The organism is Blastococcus sp. SYSU DS0616, from assembly GCF_054051015.1.
This window is the reverse complement of record NZ_JBJHAJ010000038.1, coordinates 1-20,705: the sequence shown is the minus strand read 5'-3', so window position 1 is coordinate 20,705 and position 20,705 is coordinate 1. Positions and strand designations below refer to the sequence as shown.

At 74.6% G+C, this 20,705-nt stretch carries 21 protein-coding genes; 12 read left to right on the top strand and 9 right to left on the bottom strand.

The window, feature by feature from the left end; genetic code table 11:
- The first annotated feature begins 30 nt into the window (after window positions 1-30).
- From rimO to ACI79K_RS19670, 5 genes are all read left to right on the top strand, one after another.
- Entirely contained in the window at window positions 31-1,488 is a 1,458-nt protein-coding gene (gene rimO / locus ACI79K_RS19690) for a 30S ribosomal protein S12 methylthiotransferase RimO (protein WP_456589343.1), read from the top strand.
- 5 nt (window positions 1,489-1,493) lie between these two features.
- A complete protein-coding gene (gene pgsA / locus ACI79K_RS19685; protein ID WP_456596515.1) occupies window positions 1,494-2,159 on the top strand; it encodes a CDP-diacylglycerol--glycerol-3-phosphate 3-phosphatidyltransferase in 666 nt (221 codons plus the stop codon).
- A gap of 6 nt (window positions 2,160-2,165) precedes the next feature.
- The gene (locus ACI79K_RS19680; RefSeq protein WP_456600559.1) at window positions 2,166-2,705 is read left to right on the top strand and encodes a CinA family protein; all 540 of its coding nucleotides are present in this window, start codon (window positions 2,166-2,168) and stop codon (window positions 2,703-2,705) included.
- Between the two features lie 106 nt (window positions 2,706-2,811).
- Window positions 2,812-3,219 (top strand): helix-turn-helix domain-containing protein, encoded by a 408-nt coding sequence (locus tag ACI79K_RS19675; protein WP_456589346.1) that lies wholly within the window; start codon window positions 2,812-2,814, stop codon window positions 3,217-3,219.
- A 72-nt stretch (window positions 3,220-3,291) separates the two neighbouring features.
- Window positions 3,292-3,825, top strand: coding sequence for a TetR family transcriptional regulator (locus tag ACI79K_RS19670; protein WP_456600558.1), 534 nt, complete (start codon window positions 3,292-3,294; stop codon window positions 3,823-3,825).
- Here the strand turns inward: ACI79K_RS19670 and ACI79K_RS19665 are convergent.
- Together ACI79K_RS19665 and ACI79K_RS19660 are read right to left on the bottom strand one after the other, a co-directional pair.
- Complete coding sequence (locus ACI79K_RS19665; protein ID WP_456600557.1) at window positions 3,801-4,319, bottom strand: GNAT family N-acetyltransferase; 519 nt, start codon at window positions 4,317-4,319, stop codon at window positions 3,801-3,803. The two genes, ACI79K_RS19670 and ACI79K_RS19665, sit on opposite strands and share 25 nt — an antisense overlap.
- On the bottom strand, window positions 4,316-5,323 hold the full coding sequence (locus tag ACI79K_RS19660) for a PfkB family carbohydrate kinase (RefSeq protein ID WP_456596518.1): 1,008 nt from the start codon (window positions 5,321-5,323) through the stop codon (window positions 4,316-4,318). The genes ACI79K_RS19665 and ACI79K_RS19660 overlap by 4 nt, the downstream gene beginning before the upstream one ends.
- Window positions 5,324-5,441: 118 nt before the next feature.
- On the opposite strand from ACI79K_RS19660, the gene ACI79K_RS19655 reads away from it, so the two are divergent.
- Window positions 5,442-6,278: a PspA/IM30 family protein gene (locus ACI79K_RS19655; RefSeq protein ID WP_456596519.1), complete on the top strand. Its 837-nt coding sequence runs from the start codon at window positions 5,442-5,444 to the stop codon at window positions 6,276-6,278.
- A gap of 4 nt (window positions 6,279-6,282) precedes the next feature.
- On the opposite strand, the gene ACI79K_RS19650 is transcribed toward ACI79K_RS19655, so the two are convergent.
- Window positions 6,283-7,140 (bottom strand): DNA-formamidopyrimidine glycosylase family protein, encoded by an 858-nt coding sequence (locus tag ACI79K_RS19650; RefSeq protein WP_456600556.1) that lies wholly within the window; start codon window positions 7,138-7,140, stop codon window positions 6,283-6,285.
- A 97-nt stretch (window positions 7,141-7,237) separates the two neighbouring features.
- Here ACI79K_RS19650 and ACI79K_RS19645 point away from each other — a divergent pair, with 97 nt between their 5' ends.
- Entirely contained in the window at window positions 7,238-7,822 is a 585-nt protein-coding gene (locus ACI79K_RS19645; RefSeq protein ID WP_456600555.1) for an antibiotic biosynthesis monooxygenase, read from the top strand.
- 182 nt (window positions 7,823-8,004) lie between these two features.
- Window positions 8,005-9,120: a Na/Pi symporter gene (locus ACI79K_RS19640; RefSeq protein WP_456589352.1), complete on the top strand. Its 1,116-nt coding sequence runs from the start codon at window positions 8,005-8,007 to the stop codon at window positions 9,118-9,120.
- A gap of 15 nt (window positions 9,121-9,135) precedes the next feature.
- Here ACI79K_RS19640 and ACI79K_RS19635 read toward each other — a convergent pair whose 3' ends face one another.
- Window positions 9,136-13,731: an ATP-dependent helicase gene (locus ACI79K_RS19635; protein ID WP_456600554.1), complete on the bottom strand. Its 4,596-nt coding sequence runs from the start codon at window positions 13,729-13,731 to the stop codon at window positions 9,136-9,138.
- 88 nt (window positions 13,732-13,819) lie between these two features.
- On the opposite strand from ACI79K_RS19635, the gene ACI79K_RS19630 reads away from it, so the two are divergent.
- The 4 genes from ACI79K_RS19630 (at window position 13,820) to ACI79K_RS19615 (ending at window position 17,310) form a co-directional block, all read left to right on the top strand.
- Window positions 13,820-15,097, top strand: coding sequence for an MFS transporter (locus ACI79K_RS19630; RefSeq protein ID WP_456600553.1), 1,278 nt, complete (start codon window positions 13,820-13,822; stop codon window positions 15,095-15,097).
- A 146-nt stretch (window positions 15,098-15,243) separates the two neighbouring features.
- On the top strand, window positions 15,244-15,438 hold the full coding sequence (locus ACI79K_RS19625; protein ID WP_456589355.1) for a DUF3046 domain-containing protein: 195 nt from the start codon (window positions 15,244-15,246) through the stop codon (window positions 15,436-15,438).
- A 176-nt stretch (window positions 15,439-15,614) separates the two neighbouring features.
- The gene (gene recA, locus ACI79K_RS19620) at window positions 15,615-16,652 is read left to right on the top strand and encodes a recombinase RecA (protein ID WP_346619486.1); all 1,038 of its coding nucleotides are present in this window, start codon (window positions 15,615-15,617) and stop codon (window positions 16,650-16,652) included.
- Window positions 16,653-16,656: 4 nt separating this feature from the next.
- Entirely contained in the window at window positions 16,657-17,310 is a 654-nt protein-coding gene (locus tag ACI79K_RS19615; protein WP_456600552.1) for a regulatory protein RecX, read from the top strand.
- A 31-nt stretch (window positions 17,311-17,341) separates the two neighbouring features.
- On the opposite strand, the gene ACI79K_RS19610 is transcribed toward ACI79K_RS19615, so the two are convergent.
- From ACI79K_RS19610 to ACI79K_RS19590, 5 genes are all read right to left on the bottom strand, one after another.
- A complete protein-coding gene (locus ACI79K_RS19610) occupies window positions 17,342-17,884 on the bottom strand; it encodes an AAA family ATPase (protein WP_456600551.1) in 543 nt (180 codons plus the stop codon).
- Between the two features lie 71 nt (window positions 17,885-17,955).
- On the bottom strand, window positions 17,956-18,333 hold the full coding sequence (locus tag ACI79K_RS19605; RefSeq protein ID WP_456600550.1) for a nuclear transport factor 2 family protein: 378 nt from the start codon (window positions 18,331-18,333) through the stop codon (window positions 17,956-17,958).
- A gap of 74 nt (window positions 18,334-18,407) precedes the next feature.
- Window positions 18,408-18,878: a hypothetical protein gene (locus ACI79K_RS19600; protein ID WP_456600549.1), complete on the bottom strand. Its 471-nt coding sequence runs from the start codon at window positions 18,876-18,878 to the stop codon at window positions 18,408-18,410.
- Between the two features lie 147 nt (window positions 18,879-19,025).
- Window positions 19,026-19,916 (bottom strand): amino acid ABC transporter permease, encoded by an 891-nt coding sequence (locus tag ACI79K_RS19595; protein ID WP_456600548.1) that lies wholly within the window; start codon window positions 19,914-19,916, stop codon window positions 19,026-19,028.
- Window positions 19,913-20,560, bottom strand: coding sequence for an amino acid ABC transporter permease (locus ACI79K_RS19590; protein WP_456589361.1), 648 nt, complete (start codon window positions 20,558-20,560; stop codon window positions 19,913-19,915). Before ACI79K_RS19590 ends, ACI79K_RS19595 begins: the two co-directional genes overlap by 4 nt.
- Between the last annotated feature and the right edge of the window lie 145 nt (window positions 20,561-20,705).

The window sequence follows — 20,705 nt, the reverse complement described above, 5'->3', positions numbered from 1 at the left end:
CCTGCCCCGGGGCCGGACTACGATGGCCGGGTGACAGCCACGCCCAGCCCTGCCCGGACCGTGGCCGTGGTGACCCTCGGGTGCGCGCGCAACGAGGTCGACTCCGAGGAGCTGGCCGGCCGGCTCGCCGCGGAGGGCTACCAGCTGGTCGAGGACGCCGAGGGCGCCGATGCGGTGCTCGTCAACACCTGCGGGTTCATCGAGACGGCCAAGAAGGACTCCGTCGACGCGATCCTCGCCGCGACCGACTCCGGTGCCTCCGTCGTCGCGGTCGGCTGCATGGCCGAGCGCTACGGCTCCGAGCTCGCCGACGCGCTGCCCGAGGCCACCGTGCTCGGCTTCGACGACTACGCCGAGATCGGGGGCCGCCTCGACGACGTCCTCACCGGCCGCCCCCTCGTGCCCCACACGCCGCGGGACCGCCGCACGCTGCTCCCGATCAGCCCCGTGGAGCGCTCGGCGGTGCTGGCCGGCGCCGGGGGCCGGACGGACGCCGCCGCAGGCCCGGCGATCCCCGGGCACGACTGGCTGCGCCGTCGCCGGCTGGCCTCGGGGCCGTCGGCCGCGCTGAAGCTCGCCTCCGGGTGCGACCGGCGCTGCGCCTTCTGCGCCATCCCGGCCTTCCGCGGCGCCTTCGTCTCCCGGCCGCCGGCCGAGGTGCTGTCCGAGGCGGCCTGGCTGGCCGGCCAGGGCGTCACCGAGCTGGTGCTGGTCAGCGAGAACTCCACCTCCTACGGCAAGGACCTCGGCGACCTGCGCTCGCTGGAGAAGCTGCTGCCGCAGCTGACCGCGATCGAGGGCGTCGCGCGGGTGCGGGTCGCCTACCTCCAGCCGGCCGAGCTCCGTCCGGGTCTGCTGGAGGTCATCGCCGCGACCGACGGGGTGGCGCCGTACTTCGACCTCTCCTTCCAGCACTCCTCGCCGTCGCTGCTGCGCCGGATGCGCCGCTTCGGCGGTACCGACGACTTCCTGGCGCTCATCGAGCGGGCACGTGCGCTCGCGCCGGCGGCGGGGTTCCGCACCAACGTCATCCTCGGCTTCCCGGGGGAGACCGAGGACGACGTCGCCGAGCTGGAGCGCTTCCTCGTCGAGGGTCGGCTCGACGCCGTGGGCGTCTTCGGCTACTCCGACGAGGAGGGCACCGAGGCGATCGGCCTGGACGGCAAGCTCGACCAGCACGAGATCGACGCCCGGGTCCGCCGGATCACCGACCTGGTCGAGGAGCTGACCGCACAGCGGGCCGAGGAGCGCATCGGCGAGCGGGTGGAGGTCCTGCTCAGCGAGGACCTCTCCGCCACCGACGGCCCGGGCACCTGGTTGGGGCACGCGGCCCACCAGGACCCGGACGCCGACGGCACCACCACCCTCACCGGCGTGCCGGCGGGTGCGGTCGCCGGTCAGGTGGTCCCCGCGGAGGTCGTCGGCACCGAGGGCATCGACCTCGTCGCCACCGCGCTCGTCGCCGCCGTCGCACCGGCCGGGCGGTGACGCAGATGAGCGGCGTGGCCCCCGACCCGGCGGCGACCCCGCCGCAGTCGGTGCGTCTGCTCAACCTGCCGAACGCCCTCACGGTGCTGCGGCTGGCGGTGGTGCCCGTGCTGGCCGTGCTGCTGCTGCGCGAGGACGGTCTCGACGACGCCGGGCGCTACTGGGCCACGGTCGTCTTCGGCCTGGCGATCATCACCGACCGCTACGACGGGCTGATCGCCCGGCGCACCGGTCAGGTCACCGAGTTCGGCAAGCTCGCCGACCCGATCGCCGACAAGGCGCTGACGGGCACCGCGCTCGTCGCCCTGTCCGTGCTGGCGCTCCTGCCCTGGTGGGTGACCGCGGTCATCCTGGTCCGCGAGGTGGGGGTCACCCTGCTGCGGTTCTGGGTCATCCGCCACGGCGTCATCGCCGCCAGCCGCGGCGGCAAGGCCAAGACCGTGCTGCAGTCGCTCGCGATCGGCCTGTACATCCTGCCGCTCAGCGGCGCCCTGGCCACGACCCGCTGGTGGGTCATGGCCGCCGCCGTGGTGCTCACGGTGCTGACCGGCCTGGACTACGTCTACCGCGCCATCACGCTGCGGCAGACCAGCGCCCGGGCCATGCGGGCGGCGACCGCCCGCCGCCAGTCGGGTGCCGACCCCTCCACCCGCCGCGACACCGCCGCCTGAGCGGTCGTGGCCACCGCGGACGGCTCCGCCGCGCTCGAGGCGCTCGCCGCGGATGTGCACCGGGCGCTGCAGTCCAGGGGCGCGACCGTGGCGGCCGCGGAGTCGCTCACCGCAGGGCTGTTCTGCGCCACCCTCGCCGCCGTCCCCGGCGCCAGCGCCACGCTGCGCGGCGGGGCCGTCGTCTACGCCACGGATCTGAAGACGGTCCTCGCCGGCGTGCCTGCCGACGTGCTGGCGGCTTCCGGGCCGGTCAGCCCGGAGACGGCGGCGGCGCTGGCGGAGGGCATCCGTGCCCGGTGCTCGGCCACCTTCGGCGTCGGGCTCACCGGGGTCGCGGGCCCCGGCGAGGTGGACGGGTACGGTCCCGGCCGGGTGTACCTCGGACTCAGCGACGGGCAGCGCACCGACGTCGTCCGGCTGGACCTGCCGGGGGACCGCGCCGCCGTGCGCGCGGGCGCGGTGGCCAGCGCGTTCACCGCCCTGCGGGACCGGCTGCGTGGAGCGGGCGACGGGAACGCCGAGCCCGGGGACGGCGTTACGCCATGAGCGGACTCGGCCCCGTCGGCGGGCTGACGGCGCACGCGCCGCGTACCGTGAGCGCACGGTGCCGGACGGCACCGCCGCTTCCCCGCTCGCAGGACAGGAGACGGCCATGACGCTGCTGCGCACCCAGCTCGGGAACACCCTGCGCGGCCACCGGCTGCGTCAGCACCGCACGTTGCGCGACGTCTCCGGTGCTGCCCGGGTCAGCCTCGGGTACCTCTCCGAGGTGGAGCGAGGGCAGAAGGAGGCCTCCTCGGAGCTGCTCGCCTCCATCTGCGACGCGCTCGAAGTCGAGCTGGCCGACCTGCTCGCCGAGGTGAGCCTCGAGCTGCGCGGTGCCGCCGCCGGCGCGGAGGTGCGCCCGCTGGCGGCCTCCGGCGAGGCCGCCCCGGCAGCCGAGACCGCCGAAGCACCCGTCCCGGTGGACGCCGGCGCCGAGCCCGCGCTGGCGCTGGTCGGCGCCGGGCAGCAGGGGCGCACCGCGCGCCGACGCGACGCGGTCTCGCTCGCCGCCTGACCGCCCGTACTTGACGGCGCCGTCCGTCGGTGCGAGACAGGGCACGTGCTCCCCGCCCCGGATCCTGGTGCCGTGCCGGCGCGTCCGGTGCCCGGCCGACGGGCCCGGGGCGGGATGAACCGCACCCGCGCGGGGCTGCTCGAGGGCGCCGCGCGCGCGTTCGCCGCTGCCGGGCTGCGGCGCAGCACGATGCAGTCGGTCGCGGCGGCGGCCGGGGTCGCCAAGGCCACCCTCTACAACCACTTCCGCACCAAGGACGACGTGGTGCGCGCGCTGCTGGCCGCGGAGCTGCACCGCCTCACCGACCTGGCGGCCGGGCTGCCCGCGGCCGAGGCCCTCGCCGTGCTCGCCGACGAGCTCGCCACGCACCCGGTGCTGCGCCGGCTGGCCGAGACCGAGCCCGACCAGCTGGCCGGGCTGCTGGCGCCCGGCGCCGAGACGTGGGCGGGCCTCACCGGCCGGCTCGCCGTCGTCCTCGGCGTGGACGACGACGGCGCGCAGCTGGCCGGCCGATGGCTGCTCGGCGTGGTGCTGCAGCCAGGGCTCACGACGCAGCGACGACGGCAGGCGGCGCTGCTGGGTCAGCTCCTGGATTCCGCCGGCTGAGCCGGGTGCTCCAGCGGCAGCCGGCGAGTGAACACCACCCGGTCCTCGTCGGGACCCGCGTGACCGGGTGAGGGCGCCGAGTGTGCCCCGAGGCGGGCGGCCAGGGCGGCAGCTCCGGCGTCCCCGGGCAGGGCGACGGCCTGGACCACCCGGGCGCCCACCCCGGCGGCGAGGCCCGCGAACCGTTCCAGCAGCCGGACGGCGACGCCACGGCCGCGGTGGGCCGGGTGGACGGCCACGGCCTGGACGACGGCGAGCCGGTCGGCGCTCACGACACCGAGCAGGTACCCCGCGTCCTCATCGTGCGGCGTGAGGGCGACCGCCCCGAAGCCACCCAGCTGGTGGAAGAACACCGGGTCGTGCAGCGCGGCGACGGCGGCGTCCTCCAGGGGTGAACCGGCCCAGAACTCGGCACGCCGGGCGAGCAGCCGGCCGCGCAGCGCCCCCGCGGAGAGCTCCTCGAGACCGACGAGGCGGAGGCCGGCGTCACTCATCGGGGGCCCCGCGCCGCCGCCAGCTCCGCGCGGGTGGGCGGATCGGCGCCCACCCGGGTGCAGTTGACCGCGGCGACGAGCGCGGCGTCGTCGAGCAGCGCCAGGAGCTGGTGGTCGGGAGCGGCCGCCAGGGCGGCTCGCGTGGTGAGTCCCGCGCCCAGAAGCCCGGTCAGCAGCCCGGCGGCCAGCGAGTCGCCCGCTCCCACCGTGTCGACCACGGCGACGCGGGGGCTCTCGCGGTGCTGCACCGGCCGGCCCGGACGGGCCATCCGCAGCGGAGCGCCGCCGTCGGTGAGGACGACCAGCGCCGGACCGCGGTCGGCCCAGCGCCGGGCGGCGTCGTCCAGGTCGGTGACGCCCGGTTCCAGCCAGGCGAGGTCCTCGGCGCTGACCTTCACCACGTCGGCGTGGCCGACGAGCTCGTCCAGTCGGCTGGTCACGGCTGCCCGGTCGTTGCCCAGCGAGGCGCCGACGGGCCCCTCGGCCAGCATCGGGCGGATGTTGGGGTCGACGCTGACCAGCGCGCGGCCCGACAGCCGGCGGACCAGCCGGGAGATCGCATCGCTGCCGGGCTCGGTCCAGCTGGAGATCGAGCCGACGTGCAACGCGCCCACATCCTCCGGCAGTACCCGGTCCAGCTCCTCGTCGGTCCACTGCCAGTCGGCGGCGCCGAGCACGTGGAAGCCGTAGTCCGGGGAGCCGTCGGCGTCGACCCCGACGACGGCCAGGCTCACCGGTTCGGCGGCCTCGACGAAGCCGGTGGTGTCGACGCCGGCCAGTTCGGCGTGCCGGCGCAGGTTGGCGGCCAGCGGGCCGGTGCCCAGCCGGGCGAGCAACCGCACCGGGGTCTCGAGGCGGGCGGCGGCGACGGCGACGTTCAGCGCGTTCCCCCCGGGCCGCGCGACGTAGTGCGGCGCCGTGCTGCTCTCGCCGGCCCCGGGCACGGGCAGCAGGTCGACGACGAGCTCGCCGAGGACGCAGAGAACGGGGCTGGCGGGCGGCATTCTGCGCACCCTAGCCGCGACGCGGCTGGCCCGCGTTGGCTGCCGAGGGTGATCACCTGGGACGATGCTGGGGACGAGCATCGCCGGTCCGGCGAGTGCGCCGGAGCAGGAGGACCCCATGCCCAACCCGTTCGTGAAGCTGTGGAAGTACCTCACCGCATCGGCCAATGCGCAGATCGACCAGCGGGCGGACCCGAAGGTGCAGATCGCGCAGGCGATCGAGGCGGAGCAGCAGCGGCACCAGTCGCTGGCCAACCAGGCCGCCGCGGTGCTCGGCAACCAGCGGCAGCTGGAGATGCGGCTCAACCGCCAGCTGGGCGAGGTCGAGAAGTTGCAGTCCTCGGCCCGCCAGGCCCTGACGCTGGCCGACCAGGCCCGCGCCAAGGGCGACGCGGCGAAGGCGGCCGAGTACGAGCAGGCCGCCCAGGCGTTCGCCACCCAGCTGGTGGCTGCCGAGCAGTCGATGGAGGACCTCAAGCGCAGCCACGACGAGGCGCTGCAGGCCGCTGAGCAGGCGCGCGGCGCGGTGGAGCAGTCGCGGATGCGGTTGCAGACGACGCTGGCCGAGCGCACCAAGCTGATGAGCCAGCTCGAGCAGGCGAAGATGCAGGAGCACGTCGCCAACTCGATGCGTCAGGTCAACGAGCTCTCCGCGCCCGGCAACACCCCCAACCTGGGGGAGATCCGCGACAAGATCGAGGCCCGCTACGCCAACGCGCTGGGTCAGGCAGAGCTGGCGCAGACCTCGGTCGAGGGCCGGATGCTCGAGGTCGAGAAGGCGACCCTCGACGTGGCCGGGGCCTCGCGGCTGGACCAGATCCGCGCCACGATGGGCGGCGGGACGCCGGCGGTCGAGGCCGGCGGCGCCGCGGGTGCGATCGAGCAGGGTGCGCCCGCGCCGGAGCAGGCCGCCCAGCCGCAGGCGCAGCCGGCGGAGCGCCCCGAGCAGGCCTGAGCAGCTAGCGGTAGACGGTCACCGGCTGCGGGCGGTCCGGCTCCCCGGTGCGGGCCTGCGGGTCGATCGGGGAGCGGGCCGCCTGGCAGCGGGGGCACCACCACGTCACGCGCTCCTGCGTCGGCGGCCCCTGCTCGCCGAGCAGGATGGCCGTTCCGCACCGGAAGCAGGGGCGGCCCCTCCGGCCGAAGACCCAGTGGTCGCGGCCGCGCCGCGGGTCGCCGGTGGTGTTCTGCTCGGGGTGGTGCAGGTTCGCACGCATGAGCCGCTGAGCGCGCTCGACCAGCGGAGCCAGGCGGCCGTCGACGTCGGCCACCCGCGCCCACGGGTGCAGGCCCAGCAGGAACAGCGACTCGACCTTGTAGAGGTTGCCGATCCCGGCGAGGTTGCGCTGGTCGAGGATCGCTACGCCGACCTGTTCGTCGGGGTGGGCGCGCAGGCGGCGCAGCGCCTCGTCGAGGTCCCAGTCGGGACCGAGCACGTCCGGCCCGAGGTGGCCGACGAGCTGCTCCTCGTCCGTGGTGGGCACGAGGTCCACGTCGTGCAGCCGGTAGCCGACGCACTCCCACTCGTCGGTGGCCAGCACGATGCGGACGTCGTGGGCCGGGCCGCCCTTCCAGCGGGTGCCGGGGCGGTGGATGTGCCAGCTGCCGTCCATCCGGAAGTGGGTGCGGAGCGTGCGCCCGTCGGCCAGGCGGATCAGCAGGTGCTTGCCGCGAGGGAGGACCTCGGTGACGGCCGCGCCGGTGAGGTCCAGCGCGGCCAGCTGAGGGAGCCGGAACTCGCCGCGCCGCAGCGTGGCCCCGGCCAGCGCGGTGTTCATGCGCTCGGCGGCCAGCCAGACGGTGTCTCCCTCGGGCACGTGTCCATGATCCCCGGCGGTGGGCCGGCCTGCCCCTCCGGTGTGAGAGCCCCGACAACCGGGAAGCCTGCCGCCGCCCGATGCGCTGGCCCCGGCTGTGAGCGTGCCCCCGCGACTGCGCACCCGGCTCGGAAGCGCCCGAACCGCCCCCGACCGCCAGCCGGTCACCGTCACCGTCGCGCGCGTGGTGCGGCCCGATCGGCGGGCGGCCTTCGAGCGGGCGGCCGGCGCGGTCCTGGCCGAGGCCGCCAACTACCCCGGCAACCTCGGCGCATCCCTGCTCCACCCGGGCTCCGGCAGCTCCGAGTACCACCTGGTCTACCGCTTCGCCGACGCGGACTCGCTCGCCGCGTGGGAACGCTCGCCCGAGCGGCAGGCGTTCCTCGCGCGGTTGCCGGGGATGGTCGAGGACGAGCGCTACGCCCGCGCCGACGGCCTGGACAGCTTCTTCACCCGCCCGGCCCGGCCCGGCCCCCGCTGGCGGGCGTCGGTTCTCACGATCGCGGCGGTGTTCGGCATCACCTCGGTGCTGCAGCAGGTCGTCATGCCGTACCTGTCCGGCTGGCCCCTGGAGCTGCGCCTGCTGCTTTCGGCCTGCGTGGTCGTGACCGCTCTCGGATACGTCGTGATGCCGGTGCTCACCCGCCTGTTCGCCCGCTGGCTGCACCCCGACAGGGACTGATCCCCCGGCAGGTCGAGGTGGTGGCGCGGGGCGCCGGCAGACGTAGGCGCGGCGTTCGGTCTTAGGCCATCGGCCGTTCGCCGGCCGGCGTGACCCTGGGAGAGGTCGGACCGCCTACCGGGGGGAATGCCGTGACCGACCCGACCGACGAAGCCGCCACATCCGCGCAGCCGGCCCCACGCTTGAGCCGGAAGCAGATCCTGGTCCGCGCCGCACTGGCCCTCGTGCTGCTCTACCTGTTCCTCGTGGGCGTCGGCATGGTCGAGGACGGCATCGCCCACATGGGCGAGGGGTTCAACGATGCGGTGCTGGCCGGGGTCAGTCATCCGCTCTCCGGCCTGTTCGCCGGTGTGCTGGCCACCATCCTCGTGCAGTCCTCGTCGGTGTCGACGTCGGCGATCGTCGGGATGGTGGCGGCCGGGGTGATCCCGGTGGAGATCGCCGTGCCGATGGTCATGGGAGCCAACATCGGCACCACCGTGACCAACACGCTGGTCACGCTGGTGAGCATGCGCCGGAGGGCGGAGTTCCGGCAGGTGGTGGCGGCGGCGACCATGCACGACCTGTTCAACTTCCTCGCCGTGCTGATCCTGCTGCCGCTGGAACTGCTCACCGGCTTCCTGGCCTCGGCGGCGCGCTGGCTGGGTGACGTCATCGCCGGCACCGGCGTGACCGGGGTGGACGTCGAGAGCCCGTTGGCGATGGCCACCGACCCGGCCGTCGAGGGCGTCTCCACCCTGGTGGCCGCGCTGGTCCCGGCCGGCGCCTTCCTCGGCACCGTGCTGCTGGTCGGAGGCATCGTCGCGCTGTACGTGACGATCCGCTTCATCAGCACGAACATGCGGGCCGTGGTGACCGGCCCGCTGCAGGAGAAGGCGAATCGGTCGGTGAGCAAGGCGGGTGGCCTGGTGGGCATCGCGGTGGGCACCGTCGCCGCCATCGCGGTCGTGAGCTCCTCGATCGTCACGGTCACGCTGCTCCCGCTGGTGGCCGCGGGGGTGCTGACCGTGCGGAACGCCTATCCGATCACCATCGGCGCCAACCTGGGCACCACGGTGACCGCCCTGCTCGCGGCGCTGGCCACCGGGCAACCAGAGGGGCTGGTGATCGCGCTGGTGCACGTGCTGTTCAACATCTCCGCCGTCCTGCTGATCTACCCCGTGCCGCAGGTCCGCTACCTGCCGGTGCGGCTGGCCGAAGGCCTGGGGGCCTTCGCCGCACGCCAGCGCTGGGCCATGCCGGCCTACGCCGGTGGGGTGTTCATCGCCCTGCCGATCGCCGCCGTGAGCCTGGGCTGAGGCCGGCACGGGGGCTCACCCGCGCAGGCGCAAACCGCGGGGAGTGGCCGCGAAACCGGCTGCCTGCAGTGCCTGGGACAGCGCGGTGTCCTCGTGCACCGAGGCGCCGTCGGCCTTCTGCACGACCATCCGGCCCAGCGCACCCGCGGACACCGCGCCGGAGAGCGCCGTCGCTGCTTCCTTGAGCACCTGCTCCTCCTCGGTCCAGGAGAGCAGCGTCTTCCCACCGCGCTCGACGTAGAGCACCAGCTCGCCGTCGACCAGGACGACCAGCGCCCCCGCCTTGCGCCCGGCCCGGTGCCCCGCCTTCCGGCCGGCGCCGGTGCCCTCGCCGAGGTCCACGGCCGTCCCGTCGGCCGCGACCGTGCGCTCGGGCCAGGGCAACGCCGCCCCGTAGACGTTGGCCGGGTCGGTCGCGGCGAGCACGACGGCGCCCGCCGGCACCCGGTCGGGCGAGGCGAAGCTGCGCAGCCGGTCGACCGATCCGGGCGTGCCGAACTGGGCGGCCCCGAGGGTCTCCACGAAGTAGCCGCGCCGGGCCCGGCCGTTCTCCTCGAACGCCCGCAGCACCGGGTAGACGGCGGAGAAGCCGCCGACGACCTGCTCGGCCATGACCGCGCCGCGGGTGAGGACGCCGTGCCGCTCCAGCAACGCCTCGGCCCGTGCCGTGGTGCGCCGGGTGGCGTTGGCCTCCCGGTCGGGCAGCCGCGACCAGCGCCCGGCCACCGTGGGCGGGCCGCTGCGGGTCGGCATCGCGCCCCGGCTCAACCGCGGGCGGCCGTAGCGGTTGCGCGTGACCCGCGGGGGAGCGGCGGCCCGCTTGTGGGTGCCGCCCCCGCTGAGCCGGGTGCGCAGCGGGGCCAGGGTGTCGTTGGTCAGCGCGCCGGCCCACACCAGGTCCCACACCAGGTCGGCGAGCGCGGCGTCGTCGGTGGCGCCGAGGGCATCGGAGAGACCCCGGAAGAACATCGCCTGCCCACCGGCGAGCAGGTCGAGCAGCGGCTGCCCCTCACCGGCGACCTCCAGCTGCTCGGGCAGCAGCAGCGGCGCCAGGTCGGCGGGCACCAGGCTGAGCCACCCGTCCCCGCCGGGCAGCCCCCCGGCGCCGGCCCACAGCACCTCGCCTGCGCTGGTGAGCTCGTCGAGCATGGCCGGCGAGTAGTCGCGCACCCGCGCCGGCAGCACGAGCGACTCCAGCGCGCTGGCCGGTACCAGGGCACCGGCCAGCTGCTCCACGACGGCGAGCACTCCGTCGGCACCCCGCAACCGGCTGCCCACCGACTGCCAGGAGGGCGTGAACCGGGCCAGCGTGCCGGTGGGCACCGGCTCGACCTCCTGCCGGAGTCTGGCCAGGCTGCGCCGCCGGATGGACCGGAGCACGTCGGCGTCGCACCACTCCTGCCCGGTGCCGCCGGGGCGGAACTCCCCGGAGACGAGCCGCCCGGTACCGGTGAGCCGCTGCACCGTCGCGGTGACCACGGCGACGCCCAGGCCCAGCCGGGTGGCGGCCTCGGCGGGCTGGAAGGGGCCGTGCGTGCGGGCGTAGCGGCCGACCAGGTCGCCGAGCGGGTCGGCGACGGGCTCGGTGAACACCTCGGGCACGCCGACGGGCAGCGCGGTGCCCAGGGCGTCCCGTAGCCGGCCGGCGTCCTCGATTGCGACGTACCGCTCCTCGCCGGCGATGCGGACGACCAGGGCCCGGCGGGCGGCGACCAGCTCGTCGAGCCACTCCCGGGGCACGCCTCGGCGCGCTGCCTCTGCGGCGGTGAGGTCACCGACCACCCGGAGCAGGTCGCCGGCGCCGTCGACGTCGCGGGGGTGGCGCTGCTCGGGCAGCCGCTGCAGCTCCGCCTCGATCTCGGCGATCGCCTCCGCGTCGAGGAGCTCGCGCAGCTCCGAGCGGCCGAGCAGCTCCGCGAGCAGGCCGGTGTCCAGGGCGAGCGCCTGGGCCCGGCGCTCGGCCAGCGGGGCGTCACCCTCGTAGAGGAACTGGCCGACGTAGCCGAACAGCAGCGACTGGGCGAACGGTGACGCCGTCTCGGTCTGCACGTCGACCACCCGCACCCGCCGGGCCCGCACGTCGCGCATCAGCTCGACCAGCCCGGGCACGTCGTAGACGTCCTGCAGCACCTCGCGCGCCGCCTCGAGGGTGATCGGGAACGAGGCGAACTCGCTGGCGACCGAGAGCAGCTGGGCGGCGCGCTGCCGCTGCTGCCACAGCGGGGTGCGGCGGCGCGGGTCGCGGCGGGGGAGCAGCAGCGCGCGAGCGGCGCACTCGCGGAACCGGCTGGCGAACAGCGCCGAGCCGCCGACCTCCGCGGTGACCTCGCGCTCGACGTCGTCGGGGTCGAGGACGGCGAGCTCGCCCTCCGGTGGCTCGCCGGTCGTGTCGGGCAGCCGCAGCACGATGCCGTCGTCGGAATGCATGGAGGAGACGTCGACGCCGTAGCGCTCCCGCAGCCGCGCAGCGAGCACCAGCGCCCACGGAGCGTTGACCTGGGCGCCGAAGGGGGAGTGGACGACCAGGCGCCAGTCGCCGAGCTCGTCGCGGAACCGCTCGACCAGCAGCGTCCGGTCGTCGGGCAGGTGGCCGGTGGCCGCCTTCTGCTCGCCGAGGTAGGCCGCCAGGTTCGCCGCGCCCCACTCGTCCAGCCCGGCGGCCCGCGCCCGCTCCAGCCCGGCCTCCGGGGTGGCCGAGCCGACCTCCCGGAGGAAGGCCCCCAGCGCCCGGCCGAGCTCGAGCGGCCGCCCGGGGGCGTCGCCGTGCCAGAACGGCATCTTCCCGGGCTGGCCGGGCGCGGGGGTGACCAGCACGCGGTCGTGGGTGATCTCCTCGATCCGCCAGGACGAGGACCCCAGCAGGAACACGTCGCCCGCGCGCGACTCGTAGACCATCTCCTCGTCCAGCTCGCCGACCCGGCGGCCACCGGCCCCTTCGCCACCGACCAGGAAGACGCCGAACAGCCCGCGGTCGGGGATCGTGCCGCCGCTGGTGACGGCGAGCCGCTGGGCGCCGGCGCGGGCGGTGAGCGTGTCGGTGACCCGGTCCCAGGTGAGCCGCGGGCGCAGCTCGGCGAAGGCGTCCGACGGGTAGCGCCCGGCCAGCATGTCGAGGACGGCGTGCAGCGCCGACTCCGGCAGCGAGGAGAAGGCCGCCGAGCGCCGCACCAGCGCGCCGACCTCCTCCACGGTGCGGGGCCGCTCGGCGACGATCGCGACGATCTGCTGCGCCAGCACGTCCAGGGGGTTGCGCAGGTAGCGGATCGACTCGATCGCGCCGGCCTTCATCCGCTCGGCCACCAGCGCGCACTGCACCAGGTCACCGCGGTACTTGGGGAACAGCACCCCGCGGCTGACCGCCCCGACCTGGTGCCCGGCGCGACCGACCCGCTGCAGCCCGCTGGCGACCGTGGGCGGCGCCTCGACCTGGACGACGAGGTCGACCGCGCCCATGTCGATGCCGAGCTCGAGGCTCGAGGTCGCGACGACGGCGGGCAGGCGGCCGGATTTCAACGCCTCCTCGACGACGGCCCGCTGCTCGCGGGAGACCGAGCCGTGGTGGGCCGCGGCGACCGGCTGGAAGGCCTCCGGGAGGCCGCCGCCGGAGCCGGCCTGGGCCATCAGGGCGGCGGCGTTCGTGCCGGGCGGGACGGGCTCGCCGGTGGTGCGCTCGTAGGCCAGCTCGTTGAGCCGGCTGGTCAGCCGCTCGGCCAGCCGACGGGAGTTGGCGAAGACGATCGTGCTGCGGTGCGCCTGCACCAGGTCGAGCACCCGCTCCTCGACCGCCGGCCAGATCGAGTTGCGCGGCTGGTGCCCGGCCGCCGAGCCCTCCAGCTCGCCGGTCGGTTGCCCCAGCTCGCTCATGTCCTCGATCGGCACGACGACCGAGAGGTCCCAGCGCTTGGTCGAGCCGGGGGAGACCACCTGCACCGGCCGGCCGCCGGCGAGGAAGGTGGCGACCTCCTCGATGGGCCGCACGGTGGCCGACAGGCCGATCCGCTGCGCCGGCCGGTCGAGCAGCTCGTCGAGCCGGTCGAGGGAGACGGCGAGGTGGGCGCCGCGCTTGGAGTCGGTGACCGCGTGGACCTCGTCGACGATCACCGTCTCGACGCCGCGCAGCGCCTCCCGCGCCTGGCTGGTGAGCAGCAGGAACAGCGACTCCGGCGTGGTGATGAGGATGTCGGGCGGGCGGCGCGCGAAGGTGCGCCGCTCGTCGGCGGGGGTGTCGCCCGAGCGGATCCCGACGCGGATCTCCGGCCGCGGCAGCCCCAGCCGTGCGGCGGCCTGGCCGATGCCGGCCAGCGGCGCCCTCAGGTTGCGCTCGACGTCGACGGCCAGCGCCTTGAGGGGGGAGACGTAGAGGACCCGGCACCGCGTCCGCTCGTCGGCCGGCGGGGTGGCGGCGAGCCGGTCGAGCGACCACAGGAACGCCGCCAGGGTCTTCCCCGACCCGGTCGGGGCGACGACGAGGGCGTGCTCGCCGCTGCTGATCGCCTGCCAGGCCCCGTCCTGGGCGGCCGTCGGCTGCTCGAACGCACCGGTGAACCAGGCGCGGGTGGGCTCGGAGAACCGGGCCAGCGCACCGGGGGCGGGAGTCGGGCGGGCGGGCACGCGCTCAGTGTCCCCGCCGTGTACGACACTTCGCTGACCGGCGGGCGCCGGACGGCGGGACCTCCCCGCCCGGGAGACGGGAGTGCACGTGCCACCGCTGCAGCGGCCCGAGGCCACCATCGACGTCGCCGGCGTGCAGCGCCGCACCCTGGGCGTCCTCAGCGGCGGTGTGGCGCTCGCCGGGCTGGGCGTCACCGTCGGCATCACCGCGGGCGGGTTGCTGGCCCGCGACGTCGCCGGCACCGACACCGCCTCGGGCCTGGGGCAGACGGCCGGTGTCCTGGGGGCGGCGGTGCTGGCGGTGCCGCTGGCGCGGATCAGCGACACCGCGGGGCGGCGGGCCGGTCTGGCCACCGGCTACGGCGTGAGCGTCGTCGGCGCCGTCCTCACCGTCCTCGCCGCGGCGGCGTCGTCCCTGCTCCTGCTCCTGGCCGGGCTGTTCCTGTTCGGCGCCGCGACGGCGTGCGGGCTCCAGTCGCGCTACGCCGCGGCGGACCTCGCCGCACCCGAGCGCCGCGGCCGGTCGCTGTCGCTGGTCGTGTGGGCCACGACCGTCGGCTCGGTGGTCGGCCCCAACCTCGCCGCACCGGGCGCCGAGCTCGGCGAGGCCCTCGGGCTGCCGGCGCTCGGTGGCGTCTTCGTGGTGTCGGCGGTCGTGTTCGCGCTCGTCGCCGTGGGTTTCCTGCTGCTCCTGCGGCCCGATCCGCTGCTCGTGGCCCGGGCGCTCGGCGGAGGCGGCGGCGGTCCCCGGCCGCGGCACGCCACCGGGGCCGCTCTGCGGGCGGTGTGGGCGACCCCGGCCGGGCGGCTGGGGATCACCGCGGTCGTGGTCGCCCACTCGGTCATGGTCGGGGTCATGGTGATGACGCCGGTGCACATGGGCCACGCGGGCGGGCCCGAGGGGACGGTGCTCCGCCTCGTCGGCCTGGTGATCAGCGTGCACGTCGCCGGCATGTACCTGTTCTCCCCGCTGGTCGGCATGCTCGCCGACCGGGTCGGCGCGCCGACGGTCGTGGCCCTGGGCGCCGTGCTGCTCCTGGCCGCGGCCGCCGTGTCGGGGACGGCGGCCCCCGCCGACTCGGTGCAGCTGGGCGCCGGCCTGCTGCTGCTCGGCCTGGGCTGGTCGTGCGGGCTGATCGCGGGGTCGGCGCTGGTCACCGCGTCGGTCGGCCCGGAGCTGCGGCCGACCGCGCAGGGCGGCACCGACCTGCTGATGGGGCTCGGGGCCGCGCTGGCGGGGGTGGTCGGGGGGCCGCTCCTCGCCTGGGGCGGGTTCGGCCTGGTGTCCGCCGTGTCCGCCGCGCTGGTGCTCCCGCTGGTGGTTGTGTGGCTCGGGACGCGGGTCAGCGCCCGCGGTAGTTCCTGATCAGCACCACGATGATCGCGACGAGCGCGACGACGATGCCGATCTCGAGGACGGTGTCGAGCGTCGCGGAGCCGGTGCCCGGGATCATGCGCGCCAGCCTAGGGCGGCACCGGCGCGAGCGGGGCCCGGCGGGTTAGCGTCGGGGTGTGCGCCTGCAGGAGTTCTGGTCCCGGCTCGACGGTCAGTTCGGGTCCATGCGCGCCCAGAGCGTGGCGCGCGACCACGTCTTCTCCACCCTGGGCGGCCGCACCGCCGTGGACGCCATCGACGAGGGCGTGCCGGTCCGCAAGGTGTGGCTGGCCATCTGCGAGGACTTCGACGTGCCCGTCAAGGAGCGCTGAGACGACGCCCACGGCCGGGTCGGCGTGTCGGCCTGGCAGTCGAACAGGTGTTCGGCCTACTGTGACGTCCACAGGGCGGCCGCTCCTCCACATCCCGCCCCGCAATCCGGAAACTGTCGGTGCCTCGCCCTAGCGTCGGTCCCGACCCGCTTCTCGCGAACCGAAGGTGACGCACCATGCCAGCAACGCTCGACCGCGACAAGGCCCTCGACATGGCCCTCGCCCAGATCGACAAGCAGTTCGGCAAGGGCTCGGTGATGCGGCTGGGCGACAGCCCCGAGGTGGCCATCAAGGTCATCCCGACCGGCTCGATCGCCCTCGACATCGCGCTGGGCATCGGTGGCCTGCCCCGCGGCCGGGTCATCGAGGTCTACGGGCCGGAGTCCTCCGGTAAGACCACGGTCGCCCTGCACGCGGTGGCCAACGCCCAGGCCAACGGCGGCATCGCCGCGTTCATCGACGCCGAGCACGCCCTCGACCCGGAGTACGCCCGCGCCATCGGCGTGGACACCGACGCCCTGCTGGTCAGCCAGCCCGACACCGGTGAGCAGGCGCTGGAGATCGCGGACATGCTGATCCGCTCCGGCGCGCTCGACATCATCGTCATCGACTCCGTCGCGGCCCTGGTGCCGCGCGCCGAGATCGAGGGCGAGATGGGTGACAGCCACGTGGGTCTGCAGGCCCGCCTGATGAGCCAGGCGCTGCGCAAGATCACCGGTGCGCTGAGCAACTCCGGCACGACGGCGATCTTCATCAACCAGCTGCGCGAGAAGGTCGGCGTCGTCTACGGCTCGCCCGAGGTCACCACCGGTGGCCGGGCGCTGAAGTTCTACTCGTCGGTGCGGCTCGACGTCCGTCGTATCGAGACCCTCAAGCAGGGCACCGACGCGATCGGCAGCCGCACCCGCATCAAGGTGGTCAAGAACAAGGTCGCCGCGCCGTTCAAGCAGGCCGAGCTCGACATCCTGTGGGGCCAGGGCTTCAGCCGCGAGGGCGGCATCGTCGACGCCGGTGTCGAGCAGGGCATCGTGAAGAAGTCCGGTGCTTGGTACACCTACGAGGGCGACCAGCTCGGCCAGGGCAAGGAGAACGTCCGCAACTTCCTGAAGGACAACCCCGACCTCGCCGACGAGATCGAGAAGAAGGTCAAGGAGAAGCTGGGCATCGGCCCGACGCTGGACGCTCCGGCGCCGGTCGACGCCCCCGACTTCTGATCCGGTGCTGGACGACCGGCCCTCGAACCGTCGGCGCGGCTCCGGGGCGACCCGGGCCGGCCGACGTTCGCGGACGCCGGGTGGCGACGATCCCCTGACCCCGGACGTCGCCCCCGGTTCCCCGGAGGACGACGCGGGCGATCCCGAACAGGTCGCACGGGCGATCTGCCTCCGTGCGCTGACGGGGGCCCCGAAGACCCGCCAGCAACTGGCGGATCTCCTCGCGACCCGGGGAGTGCCCGACGACGCGGCCGAGGCGGTGCTGGACCGGTTCACCGAGGTCGGCCTGATCGACGACGCCGCGTTCGCCCGCGCCTGGGTGAGCAGTCGGCAGGCCGGTCGTGGGTTGGCGCGCCGGGCGCTCTCCGCCGAACTGCGGGCGAAGGGCGTCGATCCGGAGACGGCCGCGGAGGCCGTCGAATCGGTGGATGACGACGACGAGCGCGACGCGGCTCGTCGGCTCGTGGCCCGGCGGGTCGGGAGCATGCGCCGGCTCGACCGTGCGACGGCCACCCGCCGGCTCATCGGCATGCTCACCCGCAAGGGCTACAACGGCGGTCTCGCCGCGGCGGTCGTGCGGGAGACGCTGGACGAGGCAGAGCTCGGCGATGACGTCGGCGACCTCCCCGAGTTCGACGAGGAGAGCGCGCTTCCCTGACCGGCGAGGTCGAGCCGGCCGTGAGTACGGCTCACGAGGGGTGGCGGCGAGGTCCGTCTGGTGCCGGCCGGTCGAGCCGGCGCATCAGCTCGAGCACCACGTCGGTGACCGGCTGTCGGGCGTCTACCCGTAGGGGCGATTCATGAGCCCAGGGTGCGTACGCCGCCGCACGCGCGACGATCTCGCCCCACGAAGGCTCCGGCACGTGCGACAGGTCTCGTAGCCGGCCCTCCAGCCGACGGCGGTGCTCGACCTCGTCCTCGAGGACCAGCAGCACGAAGGCGAGGTCCACGCCGGCGGTGGCGGCCGCCACCCGCCAGGTCTCGCGGGCGGGTTCGCTGTCGTTCACCGCATCCACCACGACGGATGCTCCGAGCGCGAGGTTCTGCTGCACCACGGCCCGTGCGGCTTCGTACGCCGCTACCCCGGTCTCCCCGGAGCGGGGGAGCCCTGCGCCCAGGAGCGCGTCCTCGATCGGGTCGATGGAGACGTGGACGGCCCTCAGCCGGGCAGCCAGCTCGGTGGCGACCGCGGACTTGCCGGTGCCCGGCAGCCCCGAGATGACGATCAGCATCCACTCACCGTGCCGGGTCGGGGCGCGGTGCACCGGCCGACACGGCGTGTCCGGCGGGCTCCGGTGCGCGTTCAGCCGCCGGCGACCTCGGTGCCCTGGTGGTAGATGACGCGCCAGTCGTCGGCCGTGCGTTCCCAGATGGTCGCGCGTCGCGTGACCCGGGCATCCTGCCGGAGTCGGTAGGTCAGCAGGAACGTGTCACCACCCAGCGGGCGGCAGGCGACGTCGCTGGTCTCCCAGTCATCGAGGACGCCGTCTGCGTAGCGCTGCTCCAGCACCGACCACACGTGCTCGCGGTCGTAGCGGGCGCCGGACGCGCCGACCTCCCAGAAGTCCTCGGCGGCCATGGCCTCGAAGGCGGACCGGCTCGTTCCTCGCTCGGTTCGGTGGAACAGAGGTTCCCGGGCCATGAGTTCGTCGAGGACGGCGGTGACGTCCGAGGCGCCCATGCACGCCACTGTGCCTGTCCGCGAGACGATCGCACCGGGCGAGGACCGGCCACCATCGCGTTCCTCGGCCAGACTTAGCCTGCGGCGAGCCAGGCGGTCACGTCGACGGCCACCCCGTCCGGGGCTTCCGGGTCGGCCACCAGCCAGGCCGGGTCCCGGAGTTGGCCGCTCGACAGCCAGCGGGTGATCTCCGCGTCGAAGGCGTCCTCGTCCGAGGCGTTCGGGCGGCGGCGCTCACCGACGAACGTCAGGTCGGTCTCGGTGCCGTCCTCGTAGCGGAGCACCACCCGGCACCGCGACCGCCGGTGCCGGGCCGGCGGCACGACCTCGCGGACGACCGCGCTCTCCGCGCCGGCTGCCTCGGCGAGCGCCGGCGCGGCGGCGCGCAGACGCTCGACGAACGCCTGGCCCGCGTCCAGCTGGGCCGTCGCATCCACCATCACGGGGGCGACGACGGGGGCGTCGGCGGCCGGCGGGATCGTCTCAGTGGAACTCCGGGGAACCGGGGGCAGGTTGCGGCGCCCGGCCGCGTGCATCGTCTCCATCGTGCCGACCAGTCTCGCGACCGTTTCGCTCCGTGACCCTCCGGCGCGCCCAGCTGGGACGAGTGGGTCGGACGTGAACGAGCCGGTCAGGCGGGTGGCGAGTCGGTGGCCCCCTGGTCGAGGGCGCGGTCGGTACGAGCGGGCAGCTCACACCGCGCCGCCGCCACCACCCATCTGCACGTCCGCCGGCAACTCGGCCTTGCCTCCACCCGACGTAGCGCTCCGGCGGGTGCGCCGCTCGACGAGTTTCGCCAGCTGTGAGAGCAGCACGTTGATCACGATGTAGATCAGCCCTGCGGCGACGTACAGCTGGAAGGTGTACTGGTTGCCGAAGCTGAGGGAGAAGAACTCCACCAGGCTGCGCGCACCTCGGAGCAGCTCGAAGTAGCCGATGATGAACCCGAGCGAGCTGTCCTTCAGCAGGACGACGAGTTGGGCGATGAGGACCGGGAGCATGCGTCGGGTGGCCTGGGGGAGCAGCACCAGCGACATCACCTGGTACTTGCGCATGCCGATGCCGAAGGCGGCCTCGCGCTGCCCCTTGTCGATCGACAGGATCCCGGCCCGGAAGATTTCGGCGAGCACCGCCGAGTTGTAGAGGATGAGCCCGCCGGCGAGCGCCTGGAAGGCGGAGAGCTCGATGCCGTACTTCGGCAGTACGAAGTACAGCGCGAAGATGACGACAAGCAGCGGGATGGCCCGGAAGAACTCGATGTAGGTGCCGACCAGCCAGCGCACTGGGCGGTGGTCGGACAACCGCCCGACGGCCAGCAGCAGCCCCAGGACTGTGGCCACGACCATGCCGACAGCTGCGACCTGGAGCGTGTTGACCAGCGCGCGGCCGAGCGTCTGCGGGACGCCGGTGCGCGGATCGAACAGCACCGCCCAGCGCTGGCTCTCCAGCTGACCGTTGCCGGCCAGCCGGATGAGGACGACGGCGAGGATCCCCAGGATCAGCAGAATGCCGATGCCGGTACCGATGCGGATGCGGGCGCGCGCCTTGGGCCCGGGGATGTCGAAGAGGACCGGCGTGGTCATCGGAGGATCGCCACCCGTCGCTCCAGGCGGTGCACGCCGAAGGCGAGCGGCAACGTGATGATCATGTAGGCGACCACGACCCCCAGCAGGACGGCGGTGAGCTGCCCGGCGTCGGCGTTGACCAGGCGGGGGAGCAAGGAGCTCAGCTCGCTGGTGGCGAAGCCTGCCGCGATGGAGCTGTTCTTGACCATCGCGATGAAGACGTTGCCCAGCGGCGGGACGACGGTGCGGAACGCCTGCGGGAGCACCACCTCGCGCAGCGACTGCCCGAAGGTGAGGCCGATGGCGCGGGACGCTTCGGCCTGCCCGGTCGAGACGGAGTTGATCCCCGAGCGCACCGCCTCGCAGACGAACGCCGCGGTGTACAGCCCGAGGGACAGCACAGCCCCTGTGTAGAAGCCCAGGATGAAGTCGATCTGCGGCAGGCCGAAGATCAGGAAGAAGAAGACCACCGTCAGCGGCGTGTTGCGGAAGGTCTCGACGTAGAAGGTCGCCAGCCCGCGCAGCGGCGGGACCGGACTGACCCGCGCCGCGGCCAGGAGCGTGCCCAGCACCAGCGCCAACAGGCCGGCGAGCAGTGACAGGCTCAGCGTCGTCAGGAACGCATCCCACAGCAGGCCGAAGTTGTCAGCGAGGAACTGCACACCGCCTCCTCTCGGGGCTGGTCAGAAGGCGGGGGGGGGGGGGGGGGGGGGGGGGCCCCCCCCCCCCCCCCCCCGCCCCATACAATGGCACCGCCCGCCGCCGGGGGGGGGGGCGGGCGGCCGAGGGGCGCGGCCGCCGCGGGGC

What these genes read in the sequence shown, in the direction of transcription:
- ACI79K_RS19675 (WP_456589346.1), top strand. Translation starts at nt 2,812, where the DNA reads ATGACGCTGCTGCGCACCCAGCTCGGGAACACCCTGCGCGGCCACCGG.
- ACI79K_RS19600 (WP_456600549.1), bottom strand. Translation starts at nt 18,878, where the DNA reads ATGGAGACGATGCACGCGGCCGGGCGCCGCAACCTGCCCCCGGTTCCC.
- ACI79K_RS19610 (WP_456600551.1), bottom strand. Translation starts at nt 17,884, where the DNA reads ATGCTGATCGTCATCTCGGGGCTGCCGGGCACCGGCAAGTCCGCGGTC.
- ACI79K_RS19660 (WP_456596518.1), bottom strand. Translation starts at nt 5,323, where the DNA reads ATGCCGCCCGCCAGCCCCGTTCTCTGCGTCCTCGGCGAGCTCGTCGTC.
- pgsA (WP_456596515.1), top strand. Translation starts at nt 1,494, where the DNA reads ATGAGCGGCGTGGCCCCCGACCCGGCGGCGACCCCGCCGCAGTCGGTG.
- ACI79K_RS19605 (WP_456600550.1), bottom strand. Translation starts at nt 18,333, where the DNA reads ATGGGCGCCTCGGACGTCACCGCCGTCCTCGACGAACTCATGGCCCGG.
- ACI79K_RS19665 (WP_456600557.1), bottom strand. Translation starts at nt 4,319, where the DNA reads ATGAGTGACGCCGGCCTCCGCCTCGTCGGTCTCGAGGAGCTCTCCGCG.
- recA (WP_346619486.1), top strand. Translation starts at nt 15,615, where the DNA reads ATGCCAGCAACGCTCGACCGCGACAAGGCCCTCGACATGGCCCTCGCC.
- ACI79K_RS19655 (WP_456596519.1), top strand. Translation starts at nt 5,442, where the DNA reads ATGCCCAACCCGTTCGTGAAGCTGTGGAAGTACCTCACCGCATCGGCC.
- ACI79K_RS19595 (WP_456600548.1), bottom strand. Translation starts at nt 19,916, where the DNA reads ATGACCACGCCGGTCCTCTTCGACATCCCCGGGCCCAAGGCGCGCGCC.